The sequence below is a fragment of the Rhodococcus aetherivorans genome, assembly GCF_025722975.1.
Taxonomy (GTDB): domain Bacteria; phylum Actinomycetota; class Actinomycetes; order Mycobacteriales; family Mycobacteriaceae; genus Rhodococcus; species Rhodococcus aetherivorans.
This window is the reverse complement of the sequence record NZ_CP106982.1, coordinates 1192409-1204280: the sequence shown is the minus strand read 5'-3', so window position 1 is coordinate 1204280 and position 11872 is coordinate 1192409. Positions and strand designations below refer to the sequence as shown.

The 11872-nt window shown below is 72.1% G+C and carries 10 protein-coding genes; 5 read left to right on the top strand and 5 right to left on the bottom strand.

What is annotated here, in order from left to right; all coding sequences use genetic code 11:
• Window positions 1–26: 26 nt before the first annotated feature.
• Both OCS65_RS05685 and macS read right to left on the bottom strand, forming a co-directional pair.
• A complete protein-coding gene (locus tag OCS65_RS05685; RefSeq protein WP_050036440.1) occupies window positions 27–656 on the bottom strand; it encodes a response regulator in 630 nt (209 codons plus the stop codon).
• Between the two features lie 40 nt (window positions 657–696).
• Entirely contained in the window at window positions 697–1914 is a 1218-nt protein-coding gene (gene macS, locus OCS65_RS05680) for a MacS family sensor histidine kinase (protein ID WP_006941518.1), read from the bottom strand.
• Window positions 1915–2082: 168 nt separating this feature from the next.
• On the opposite strand from macS, the gene OCS65_RS05675 reads away from it, so the two are divergent.
• The 5 genes from OCS65_RS05675 to OCS65_RS05655 all read left to right on the top strand — a co-directional run bounded on the left by OCS65_RS05675 (window position 2083) and on the right by OCS65_RS05655 (window position 7427).
• On the top strand, window positions 2083–3555 hold the full coding sequence (locus OCS65_RS05675; protein WP_006941517.1) for an adenylate/guanylate cyclase domain-containing protein: 1473 nt from the start codon (window positions 2083–2085) through the stop codon (window positions 3553–3555).
• A 69-nt stretch (window positions 3556–3624) separates the two neighbouring features.
• Window positions 3625–4758, top strand: a complete 1134-nt coding sequence (locus OCS65_RS05670; protein ID WP_185713098.1) for a lysylphosphatidylglycerol synthase transmembrane domain-containing protein — start codon at window positions 3625–3627, stop codon at window positions 4756–4758.
• 112 nt (window positions 4759–4870) lie between these two features.
• The gene (locus tag OCS65_RS05665; RefSeq protein ID WP_006941512.1) at window positions 4871–5425 is read left to right on the top strand and encodes a YceI family protein; all 555 of its coding nucleotides are present in this window, start codon (window positions 4871–4873) and stop codon (window positions 5423–5425) included.
• 79 nt (window positions 5426–5504) lie between these two features.
• On the top strand, window positions 5505–5882 hold the full coding sequence (locus tag OCS65_RS05660) for a DUF3054 domain-containing protein (protein WP_006941502.1): 378 nt from the start codon (window positions 5505–5507) through the stop codon (window positions 5880–5882).
• 78 nt (window positions 5883–5960) lie between these two features.
• On the top strand, window positions 5961–7427 hold the full coding sequence (locus tag OCS65_RS05655; protein ID WP_006941500.1) for a peptide MFS transporter: 1467 nt from the start codon (window positions 5961–5963) through the stop codon (window positions 7425–7427).
• A 7-nt stretch (window positions 7428–7434) separates the two neighbouring features.
• On the opposite strand, the gene OCS65_RS05650 is transcribed toward OCS65_RS05655, so the two are convergent.
• From OCS65_RS05650 to OCS65_RS05640, 3 genes are all read right to left on the bottom strand, one after another.
• Complete coding sequence (locus OCS65_RS05650; RefSeq protein WP_065922070.1) at window positions 7435–8172, bottom strand: sulfite exporter TauE/SafE family protein; 738 nt, start codon at window positions 8170–8172, stop codon at window positions 7435–7437.
• A 54-nt stretch (window positions 8173–8226) separates the two neighbouring features.
• Complete coding sequence (locus OCS65_RS05645; protein WP_263509121.1) at window positions 8227–9903, bottom strand: NTF2-like N-terminal transpeptidase domain-containing protein; 1677 nt, start codon at window positions 9901–9903, stop codon at window positions 8227–8229.
• An 83-nt stretch (window positions 9904–9986) separates the two neighbouring features.
• Window positions 9987–11762, bottom strand: a complete 1776-nt coding sequence (locus tag OCS65_RS05640; RefSeq protein WP_102800424.1) for a penicillin-binding transpeptidase domain-containing protein — start codon at window positions 11760–11762, stop codon at window positions 9987–9989.
• Window positions 11763–11872 lie beyond the last annotated feature (110 nt).

Sequence of the window (11872 nt, the reverse complement as noted above, 5' to 3'; positions counted from 1 at the left end):
TAGAGGACCGGTGCGGCTCCGGTGCGCTAGTCCAGCCCCTGCTCGATCGCGTAACGGGTGAGCTCCACGCGGTTGGCGAGCTGCAGCTTGCGCAGGGTCGCCTGCACGTGGTTCTCCACCGTGCGGTGACTGAGCGTGAGCCGCGCGGCGATCTGCTTGGCCGACAGTCCCTTGGCGACGAGTCGCAGCACCTCGGTCTCGCGCTCGGTGAGGGTGGGCGGGGCGGGCGCGCGCCGGTCGGCGGCCGACGACATGCGGCGGTACTCCCCGAGGACCAGCCCGGCGAGTCCGGGCGTGAACACCGCCTGCCCGGCGGCGGTCGCCCGCACGGCCTCGACCAGCTCCGCGGCCGACGCGCTCTTGACCAGGTATCCGGACGCGCCGGCCTTCACCGCACCGAGGACGTCGTCGCGTTCGGAGGAAGCGGACAGCACCAGCACGCGGCTGGCCGGGGAGACCCGGAGCACGGCGACGGTGGCCTCGGTGCCGGTGCCGTCGGGCAGCGACATGTCCATCAGCACGACGGTCGGCTGCACCGCCGCGGCCCGGCGCGCGGCCGCACCGACCCCGTCGGCGGTGGCGACGACGCGGAAGCCGGCCGCGTCGAGGTCCCGCGAGACGCCGTCGCGCCACATCGGATGGTCGTCGACGATCATCACCGTGATCGGCCCGTCACCGTTCGCCGCGTTGCTGCCCTCACGCACCTCGTGCTCCTCTCCTCGGCACCCGGATCTCCCATTCGGTGCCCTGGCCGGGCGAGCTGTCGAGCACGGCGGCGCCACCGAGCCACTGCGCGCGGCCGACGATCGACTTCGACACGCCCATCCGGCCCTCGGCGCGGGCCTCGGCGAGACGGCCGTCCGCAATGCCCACCCCGTCGTCGCGGATGCTGAGGATCACCTCGTCGCCGAGGTCCTCGACCAGCACGTACGCCTTCGCCCCTGCGCCCGCGTGCAGCGTCGTGTTGGTCAGGGCCGTCGCGGCGATCGCCGCCAGTTCCGCGGCGCGGACGCGGTCGAGCAGGACCGGGTCGGCGGGCGCGGAGACGGTGACGCCGGCACCGGCCTGCGCCCGCAGCAGCGCCCGCAGGTCCACGAGCTCCTCGCCCCGGTCGAGCTGGGTGCCCTGCTCGGAGACGAGCATCCGCAGCGCCGCCTCCTGTTCCCCGGCGAGGCGGGCGAGTTCGGCGGCCTCGCCCCCGAGCGCGGTGCCGCGGCGCCGCACCAGGGCCAGCACCTGCAGCACCCCGTCGTGCACCTCCCGGGCGAGCCGGTCACGTTCCTCGGTGGCGGCCGCCACACGCACGGCCTGTTCGAGCTGCCGGTGGGCGCGCCGGGCGGTGGTGGTGGCGAATCCCATCGCGACGCCGACCGCGACGAGCACGGGGGCGGTCGCGTCGCGCCACAGGTCGAGGTTGACCTGGTCGCGGACGACGGCGCTGACCGTCGCCATCGCCAGCGCCGACGCGACTCCCGCGGCGGGACCGCCCAGGATCGCGGCCGACAGCACGGCGTTGGCGACCCACAGGGTGGTGGGCAGCGTCTGGTGGGCGCTGTACCAGTCGTGGCCGGCGACGAGCCGCGTCGCGCCCATGAGCGCGACCGCGACGACCTGGTCGATGCCGACCACCACGGCGCGCTGCCCGACCCCCTGCGCCAGCAGCACCGCCGACACGCCGGACCACACCGCCAGCAGGGCGACGAAGAACCAGCTGAGCCGCGGCGACGTGTAGTGGGCGACGGTGGAGAACTGGGAGCTGACGGCGTAGACGACGGTGACGAGCCGGAACACCTGCGCGGCCCGCCACAGCGGCGCATCGGGGTCGGCGCCGACCTGGCGCCGGGCGGGCGGGGACGGTTCGGCGGGCACGGCGGCGCGGCGCGACAGCCTGCCGTCGGCTCGGCGCCGGACCATGTGGATGCTCCCTTTCCCGGTCGGTGATCGCGCTGAGAGTAGCCGCCCGAAACGCCCGGATCACGACCATGGCGCGTTGTGACGGTGGGCACAGTGGTTTGATTTGATGTCGTGTTGGGGTCCTATCGAGCCGTCGCGGCGACGTTGCGCAGTCGTTGGCCGCTCTATATGGCCTCGATGGGCGCCTCGAACCTGTTCGGCGCGCTGCTGGTGTTCGCGTTCGTCCGCTACGGCATCCCGCTGTCCGAGAACGAGAACATCATCGCGGACCGGGTCCGCAACTTCGCGGTGTTCGCGGTGTATCTGGTGTTCGCGGGGATCGTGAGCCTGACGGCCGCGGCCCTGATGCTGCGGTCGGTGGTGCGGTGGCAGCTGCGCGGCGGCCCGCCCACCCGATCCGAGCAGATGTCGGCGCTGCACGCGCCGTTGCGTCAGGCGATCGTGCACCTGATCCTGTGGATCCTCGGCGGCGTGCTGTTCGTGTTCCTCACCGCGGAGGAGATGCCGCAGCTCGCCGTGGCGGTGGCGATCACCGTCGCAATGGCCGCGACGAGCACCTTCGGCTTCACCTACATGCTGGGCGAACGGATCCTGCGGCCGGTCGCGGCGCGGGCCTTGAGCGAGGGGGAGTTCGACCGGACCCTGGCGCCGGGCGTCGGCACCCGCCTCGCCATGACGTGGGGTCTCGGCACGCTGATGCCGGCCGGCGGCATCGCGCTGCTGTGCGTCACCCAGCTGACCACCGACGTCGAGTTCCCGCCGGACGCGATGGCGTGGGCGGTCCTCGCGCTGTCGATCATGGCGATCGGCCTGGCCGGGGTGCTGTCGTCGCTCACCGCCGCCCAGCTCTCCGATCCGGTCAAGCAGCTGCGCTGGGCCATCGAACGGGTCCAGCGCGGCGCGACGGACGTGCAGGTCGAGGTGTTCGACGGCAGCGAGATCGGGCGCCTGCAGGTCGGCTTCAACCGGATGATGGCCGAGTCCGACGAGCGGCGGCGGCTGCGGCAGCTGTTCGGTCAGCACGTCGGCGAGGACGTGGCGCGCCGCGCCCTCCAGTACGGCACCGAGCTCGGCGGGGAGACCCGCTACGTCGCGGTGCTGTTCGTGGACATGGTGGGCTCGACGGCGACGGCGGCCGAACGCCCGCCCGGCGAGGTCGTCGAGCTGCTCAACGAGTTCTTCCGGGTGGTGGTGGACGTCGTGGACCGGCACCACGGTTTCGTCAACAAGTTCATGGGCGACGCGGCGCTGGCCATCTTCGGTGCTCCGCTGGACCGTCCCGACGCGCCCACCGCCGCGCTCGCGGCGGCCCGGGAACTGCGGTTCGCGCTGGACGAGATCACCGATCTCGACATCGGCATCGGGGTCTCGGCGGGGCTGGCGGTGGCCGGCAACATCGGCGCGGCCGAGCGGTTCGAGTACACCGTCATCGGCGATCCGGTGAACGAGGCGTCGCGGCTGACCGAGCTGGCGAAGCTGCGTCCGAGCCGGGTGCTCGCGTCGTCGAGCGCGCTGTACTTCGCCGACGACGAGGAACGCGCCCACTGGGAACTCGGCGACGAGGTGCAGCTGCGCGGCCGGCGCCGGGTGACGCATCTCGCCTGGCCGGTGCGGTATCCGGACTCGGGCCACGACGAGTGACGGACGGCCGGGGCCCCGGCGACGAAAAGGACGATCCGCCCTCCGGCCGGCTTGGCTACGCTGAATCCTGTGGCGCAGCCCCGACGTGACCCGCCCGCACCCGACGCCGCGCGGCGCCGGGGCCGCTTCGGGTGGGTGAAGTGGCTGCTCGCCGTCGCCCTCGTGGCCCTGCTGGTGGTCGAGGGCATCTACCTGTGGCCGACGCTCAGCGACTCCTGGCGCGCCCTGACCGAGTTGCACTGGGGCTGGCTCGCCGCGTGCATCGTCGCGCAGGCCCTGTCGCTGAGCGGCTTCGCGGAGGTGCAGCGGCGGCTGCTGCGGGCCGGTGAGGTCGTCGTCGGGCACCTGCGTTCGGCGTCGGTGATCTATGCGAGCACGGCGATGGCGGTGACGCTGCCGGCCGGTCCGGTGTTCTCCACCGCGTTCACCTACCAGCAGACCCGACGCTGGGGTGCGACGCCGGTGGTGGCGTCGTGGCAGCTGGCGGTCTCGGGGGTGATCGCGGCGGTGACGCTCGCGGCGGTCGGCGTGGGCGGGGCGTTCGCGGTGGGCACACGGGTGAGCCCGGTGACGCTGGTCCTGTCGGTCGCCGGCGTGATCGCGCTGGTCGTCGCCGTCCGGTACGCCTCCCGGCATCCGTCGTCCGTCGAGTCGGCCGGGGAATGGGTCCTCGCCCGCGTCAACCGCCTGCTGCGCAAGCCGGCGGACACCGGGATGGAGAAGTTCGAGCAGATCCTCGGGCAGATCGAGGCGGTGCACCTGGGTCGCCGCGACGGGCTCGCGACGATCTGCTGGTCGGCCGTGCACCGGGTCTTCGACGTCGCGTGCCTGGGGTTCGCGTGCTGGGCGGTGGGCGGTGAGCCGTCGCTGCCGGGCCTGCTGATCGCGTTCGCGGCGGCCAAGGCGGTGGGGAGCATCCCCCTGGCGCCGGGCGGGCTGGGGTTCGTCGACGGCACGCTGATCGCGACCCTCACCGCGGCGGGGATGAGCGCCTCGCAGGCCCTGGCAGCCGTGTTCGTGTACCGGGGCGTCAGCTTCCTCCTGGTCGCGCTGGTCGGCTGGACGGTGGTGGCCGCCAAGTTCCGGTCGAGCCAGCACGACGAGCACATCGACGCCGATCTCGAACGCGAGGAACACGCCCGTTCGGTGCTCGAGCGACGGCGCGGACGGGCCGCGAGCGAGGGCACCGCCCTGCCGGAGTGACGAAGTGTGTTCCACCTCACATCCGAAGTAGTTGCGGAATCAATCATTCGATGCGATCGTTGAGTACATCGAAGGTTGAAACTTCAACCAAAACTCGACTCGGAGGAATCCCATGACGACCGCTACCACCACCTTCCCCGGACTCACCGCCGGCACCTGGGCCATCGACTCGGTCCACTCCACCGTGGGCTTCACCGTCCGCCACCTCGTCGTGAGCAAGGTGCGCGGCACGTTCAACGACTTCTCCGGCGCGATCACCGTCGCCGAGGACGGCACCCCCGCCGTCGCCGCCGAGATCCAGGTCACGTCCATCGACACCAAGAACGCCGACCGCGACGCCCACATCCGCTCCGCAGACTTCTTCGACGCCGAGCAGTTCCCCACCGCGACGTTCAAGTCCACCGGCGTGCGCGCCGCCGGCAGCGACTACGTCGTCGACGGTGAGTTCACCCTGCACGGCGTCACCAAGCCGGTCGAGCTGAAGCTGGAGTTCAACGGCGTGAACCCGGGCATGGGCCAGGGCCCGGTCGCGGGCTTCGAGGCCACCACCGTCCTCAACCGCAAGGACTTCGGCATCTCGATCGACATGCCGCTCGAGGGCGGCGGCGCCGTCGTCGGCGACAAGATCACCATCAACCTCGAGATCGAGGCCGGTCTGCAGGCCTGATCCGCCGCACCCGCACGACACGCGAGCGCTCTCCGTCCCGGAGGGCGCTCGCTTTCGTCGGCGACCTACGCTGGACGACGTGAAGAAGTACGCACCGGCCCTGCTCGACGTCGTCCTGGTCATCGTGTTCGCCGCCCTCGGGCGCGCAAGTCACGACGAGGGGCTGACGCTGGCGGGACTGGCGAACACCGCGTGGCCGTTCCTCGGCGGCCTCACCGTCGGATGGCTCGCGACGGCGGCCCTCTACAAGGAGAAGTTCGATCCGTGGCTGGTCGTGCCGACCGGCGTGATCGCATGGGTGTCCACCGTGGTCGTCGGGATGCTGCTGCGCGTGATCACGGGCCAGGGCACAGCCGGTTCGTTCATCGTCGTCGCGTCCATCGTGCTGGGCGTGTTCCTGCTCGGCTGGCGCCTGCTCGCCGGGCTGTGGCTGCGGCGCCGCGTCGACGCCGCCTGACCCCGGCCGCGCGGAGGTGACCCTCCGCACCGCCGAAAGCCGCGCGCCGGAGGTGGCCGCGGTGCCAGAGTGACAGCCATGAGCGAGACCGCCGCGCCCCCCGATCGGACGAAGGAACGCACCTTCTTCGGCCAGCCCTTCGCGCTGGCCAACCTGTTCGGTGTCGAGATGTGGGAGAGGTTCTCCTTCTACGGCATGCAGGGCATCCTGATCTATTACCTGTACTACTCGGCGGCCGACGGCGGACTGGGGATCAGCGAGCTCGCCGCCACGTCGATCGTCGGGGCGTACGGCGGCACGGTCTACCTGTCGACCATCCTCGGCGCGTGGATCGCCGACCGGCTGCTCGGCTCCGAGCGCACGCTGTTCTACAGCGCGATCCTCATCATGCTCGGCCACATCTCCCTGGCGCTGCTCCCCGGCCTCGGCGGCGTGGCGGTGGGCCTGGTGTTCGTCGCCGTCGGCAGCGGTGGCCTCAAGGCCAACGCCACCTCCCTGGTCGGGGATCTCTACGACGAGCAGGACACCCGGCGCGACGCCGGGTTCTCGATCTTCTACATGGGGATCAACCTGGGCGCACTGATCGGCCCGCTCCTCACCGGCTGGGCGCAGACCGAGCTGGGCTTCCACTACGGCTTCGGCCTGGCCGCCATCGGCATGGCACTCGGCCTGATCCAGTACACCCTCGGCCGCAAGCACCTGCGCGGGATCGGCGCCACGCCGCCGCACCCGCTGCCCGCCGACCGGCGCACCAGGGCCGCCGGCGTCGCCGTCCTGGCCGTCGCGCTGATCGCGGCGCTGTTCGGCACCGGGCTGGTCACCGTCGACAACCTGTCGGACGTCGTGGTCGCAGCGACCGTCGCCGCGTCCGTCGTCTACTTCGTCGTGATCCTGTCCAGCCGGCAGATCACCGCCGTCGAACGCAGCCGGGTGATCAGCTTCGTCCCCATGTTCCTGGCCAGCGCGGCATTCTGGTCGCTGTTCCAGCAGCAGTTCACCACCGTCGCGGTGTACGCCGACAAGAGGCTCGACCGCAACCTGTTCGGCTGGGACTTCCCGCCGGCGTGGGTGCAGTCGATCAACCCGGTGTTCATCATCGTGTTCGCGGGCGTGTTCGCCGCCGTGTGGACCCGGCTCGGCCCGCGGCAGCCGTCGTCGCCGGTGAAGTTCGCGATGGGCACCGTGATCATGGGCATCGCCTTCCTGTGCTTCATCCCGATGTCCGGCGGCGGCCCCAACAGCGCCCCCCTGCTCGGCCTCGCGGGCATCCTCCTGCTGTTCACGTTCGCGGAGCTGCTGCTCTCCCCCGTGGGCCTGTCGCTGGCGACGAAACTGGCCCCGCGCAACTTCCACACCCAGATGGTGGCGCTGTTCTTCCTGTCGGTGGCGCTCGGCACGGCCATGGCCGGCACCCTCGCCAAGTACTACGACGAGGCGAACGAGAAGCCGTACTTCGCCTGGGTCGGCCTCGGCTCGATCGCGATCGGCGTCGTGCTGGCGCTGCTGTCACCGTGGATCCGGCGGATGATGCGCGGAGTGCACTGACCGGTTCTCACCGCACCGCCAGCCACACCGCGAGCCCGAGGCCGGCGAGCGCGACCGTCACCCGCAGCACCTCGGGTGGGATGCGCCGGACGACGGGCGGCCCGCACCAGCCGCCCGCGACGGCGCCGAGCGCCATCGCGGCGGCCGCACCCCAGTGCACGGGGCCGAACACGGCGAAGCCGATCGCAGCGACGAGGTTGGCGACCCCCAGCAGGTAGCTCTTGAGGATGGTGGCGCGCCAGATGTGCTCGGAGGTGCAGATCAGGGTGAGTGCGAGGAAGACGACACCCGCACCCGCCCCGAAGTAGCCGCCGTACACCGCCACGACGAACAGCAGCGCCGAGTACGTCCGGGGCAGGTCCCGGCTCCCGGACATGGCGCGGATCCGGGGTTGCGCCAGCAGCGCGAGGGAGGCGAACGCGACCATGTAGGGCACGACCGTCTCGAAGGACCCCGCGGGCGCCCACATCAGGACGACGGCACCGACGAGGCCGCCGAGCGCCGAGTACAGGGTCCACCGCCACAGCCGCGGGCCGGTGTCGACGACCTCGCGGGTCGAGTTGGCGAGCGCCCCGACGCCGACCCCCACCATCGCGACGGTGTTGGTGACGTTGGCGGCGACGGGCGGCAGCCCCGCGGCGAGCAGCGCGGGGTACGAGACGATGGACGCGAGGCCGGTGACGAACCCGATGAGCCCGGCGAAGAACCCCGCGACCGCGAGCAGCAGCAGGTCGACAGGGGTCACGACCGACAAACGTACCGGGGTCCGCTTCGGCCGGTCCGCCGAGGGCGGCAGCGGTCAGCGGTCGGCGGGCGGCTTGCCCAGCTCCCGCAGGAACATGTCGGCCATCTTCACCGCGCGGTCGCCGCCGTCGGCGTTGGCGACGAACACCGCGAACGCCAGGTCGCCGGTGTACCCGTAGAACCAGCGGTCGTCACCGCTCGCGGCCGCGATGCCGGACAGACCGGGGTGCCCCTTCAGGAACGATGCCGGGCCGCTGCGCACGTTCTCGGCCATCGCGGCGCGCAGCGCGTCGGTCACGTGCGGCGGCAGCGGTTCGGCGGCCTCCCCCACCTTCGCGGGCTTGCCCTGCACGATCGCGGGCAACGGCGCCTCCCCCCGCGCGACGGACGCGGCGAGCAGCGCGGCACCGAACGGACTGAGGAGCGCCTCCCCGCCGCCGTCCGAGCCGGAGAACTGCACCACACCGGACCGGTTCTCCCCGATCTGCGCGGTCTCGAAGTCGAAGCCGGGGACGTCGTAGTCCAGGCCGAGCCCGAGCCGGCGGGCGGTGTCGGCCAGATCGTCGGTGCTCACCGAGGCCGGGTCGACGCCCCGGTCCAGGCCCGCGGCCAGCCGCACCGGATCCAGCGTCTGCCCGGCCGGATACAGCCCGCGGGAGGCGACGGGTCCGAGTTCCATCGCCCAGTTGTTCACGTCCAGGGCCAGGACGCCGCCGGTGGACGGCTGGATCGCCACGATCGCCGCCGGGGTGCCCACGCTGACCACCGCTTCCTTGGCGGCGAGCTGGACGTGCGCGTCGAGGGTCGCCTGCAGGTCCGGCGGCGGCGGGCCCTGGAAGCCGGCGACCTGCACCGGGTCGGCGCCGGGCTCCTCGAGGGTGACGGCCCACCCGGCGGTGGCGTCACGCTCGAGCTGCCAGGCCGCGCGCAGCGGGTCCAGCAGCGGCGTGGAGATCCGCCGGTCCGCGCTGATCAGCGTCGGGGTCTTGACGACCACCACGCCGGGGATCGGAACGATCTCGTCCTCGAGGAACTGGTAGTCCTGGTCGCGCAGCTTCACCGCGGTGATGCGCGCACCGGGGTCCGCCGCGAGGTTGCGCTGCAGCAGGTCGGCGGTGATGACCGGCGCGACGGGTTCGAGCACCTTCGCCAGCCGCGTCGTGGTGTCGACCGGGTCGGGCATGAGGGCGGGATCGACGACGACGGCGTTGATGGTCTGCTCGGCCATGAGCAACTGACCGGTGCGGTCGAAGATCTTCGGCGGCGCGGCGTCGGTGCGCACGTGGTGCACGGTGCGGGTCCGGTTCAGCTCGGGCACCAGCACCTGCGGGTCCCAGGAGATCCGCCAGCCGACGGCGAGGTTCTTCGCCACGCCGTCCACCTGGTATCCCCAGTCCTTGCCGGGTCCGAAGTTCCAGTCGGCGCCGAGGGTGAAGAACCCCGTCTGCTCGTTGAGTTCGACGAACTGGGCGACGTCGTAGTCGACGCTGCCGTCCTTCATGCCCTCGAACATCTGCCGGATCGACGCCTCGGCGGCGTTCGGGTACGACGTGAGCGCGGCAGCGCCGGCGGCGTCGCCCTCGTTCAGTTCCGCGACGAAGTCGTCGACGAGTCGCTGCGCATCGCTCCGGGGTTCACCGAACACGCACGACGCCATGCCGGCCGCGAGAACCACGACGGAGACCAGGGCTGTCACGCGGCCGCGCCCCCTGCGCCAGTCCCGAAAACCCATAACGACCAACCTTCACTTCTGTCACTTCAGTAACAAGCACGCCCTGCCTACGATGCGATCACGATTGCGCCACAAGCCGCGCATCACCCCCTCAGCAGGCGTCCCGCCACGTCCACTGCCGGCGCCGAACTGCCCGCTCCCGCAACGAAAACCGCGAACGCGAGGTCTCCCTGCGAGCCGACGAACCAACCGTGGGCACCGGTGCCATCACCGTACTCTGCCGTCCCCGTCTTACCGACGAGTTCGGGTAGGTCCCGCAGCGTGCTCGCGGTTCCACCCGTCACAGTCTCCCGCATCATCGTCCGCAACGCGGCAGTGACCTCCGCCGGCGCGGCACCAGGGGTGCGATCGGCCACCGTGGGCCGGCCCTCGACGAGCACCGGCAGCGGCGTCGAGCCGTGCGCGATGGACGCCGCCACGAGTGCCATACCGAACGGTGACGCCGTCACCCGGCCCTGGCCGATCGCGGACTCGACGCGCTCCGCCGGGGTCTGCGCCTCGGGCACGCTGCCGGTGACCGTGACCAGTCCGGGCGTGACGTAGTCGACCCCGAGCCCGAACTGCAGGGCCGCGTCGGTGAGCGCGGTCGCCGGCAATCCCACCGCGAGCCGGCCCATCGTGGTGTTGCACGAGAAGGCGAAGGCCGTGTGCAACGGGACCGGTCCGAGGTCGAAGCTGTCGTCGTTGGGGATGACCCGACCCTCGATGTTCGCCGTCCCGGGGCACGGCACCACCGTGTCGGGGGTCACGGCCCCGGCCTGCAGGGCGGCCGAGGTGGTGACGGTCTTGAAGGTCGAACCGGGCGGATACAGCCCCGTCAGCGCGATCGGTCCCTCGGCGTCGGCGGCGGCGTTCTGGGCCACCGCGCGTACCGCCCCGGTGGACGGTTCGATCGCGACGATCACCGCCGGCTGCGGCAGCGGCGCCAGCACCGCCTCGGCGCGGGTCTGCAGACCCAGGTCGAGCGTCGACTGCAGGTCCGGCGCCGGCGGACCGTCGGCACCGGCGACGCGGCGGGCGCTGCCGTCTTCGGACACCGTCTGCACGGCCCAGCCGGCGGACGCGTCCTGGCCCTGCTGCCACAGCTCCCCGAGCCCGGAGAGGACCGGGGACGCGAGCGCGCGGTCGACCGTCAGCAGCCGGGTCTGCCGGACGAGGGTCACGCCCGGCAGCGCGGCGAGCTGCGCCTCGATCGGCGCGATGTCCGCGTCGCGGAGGGCCACCGCGGTCACGGGCTTGCCCGCCGCCGCGGCGACGTCGGCGGCGAGCGACTCGGCGGTGACGGTGGGCGCGGCGGTCGCGAGCAGCGGCGCGACGGCCGCCGGGTCGGCGGTGGCATCGACGTTCACCAGCGTCACGACCTGCTGTTCGAGGATCGGCCGCCCGCCACGGTCGAGCACGGACGGCGGCGGGCCGACGGTCGTCGTGTAGCTCAGCGTGGTGCCGGCGGTCAGGCCCGGCGCCAGCACCGCCGGGTCCCACTCGATGCGCCAGCCCTCCGCGTCGACGTCCAGGGCACTGCCGGACGTGCGGTACGACCAGTCCCGGCCCTCGGCGAAGTGCCACGCGACGTCGAGTTCGAAGGTGCCGCCGTCGCCCGTGCCGGCGAGCTCGAGGTCGGGCCGGACCCCGCCGAGCCCCTCGAACACGCCGTCGATCGTGGCGGCCGCCGCCGCGGGATCGGTGGTGAGCTCCGCCGCGGCCCGCACGTCACCGGCCTCGAGCGCCGCGGCGAACTCCCCCACGACCGTCTCGGGCTGGTCGGGCCCGAAGGAACACCCGGCGGCCGCCAGCGCGGCGGCGACGGTCAACAGGAGCGGAACCGGTCGGCGTCGGAGGAGTGGCACAGCAACGATCATGCCCGAAGCCGGACGGTGCCGTCGTTCACCACCGCCCGCACGTTGCGTACATGCTGCCTGTAGTGACGCGGCCCCCAATTCGGGAAAATCGATTGCCGGCCCCACGGACG

Coding starts and splice junctions, on each gene's coding strand:
- macS (WP_006941518.1), bottom strand. CDS start 1,914: ATGGTCCGGCGCCGAGCCGACGGCAGGCTGTCGCGCCGCGCCGCCGTG.
- OCS65_RS05675 (WP_006941517.1), top strand. CDS start 2,083: ATGGCCTCGATGGGCGCCTCGAACCTGTTCGGCGCGCTGCTGGTGTTC.
- OCS65_RS05640 (WP_102800424.1), bottom strand. CDS start 11,762: ATGATCGTTGCTGTGCCACTCCTCCGACGCCGACCGGTTCCGCTCCTG.
- OCS65_RS05655 (WP_006941500.1), top strand. CDS start 5,961: ATGAGCGAGACCGCCGCGCCCCCCGATCGGACGAAGGAACGCACCTTC.
- OCS65_RS05665 (WP_006941512.1), top strand. CDS start 4,871: ATGACGACCGCTACCACCACCTTCCCCGGACTCACCGCCGGCACCTGG.
- OCS65_RS05645 (WP_263509121.1), bottom strand. CDS start 9,903: ATGGGTTTTCGGGACTGGCGCAGGGGGCGCGGCCGCGTGACAGCCCTG.
- OCS65_RS05685 (WP_050036440.1), bottom strand. CDS start 656: ATGATCGTCGACGACCATCCGATGTGGCGCGACGGCGTCTCGCGGGAC.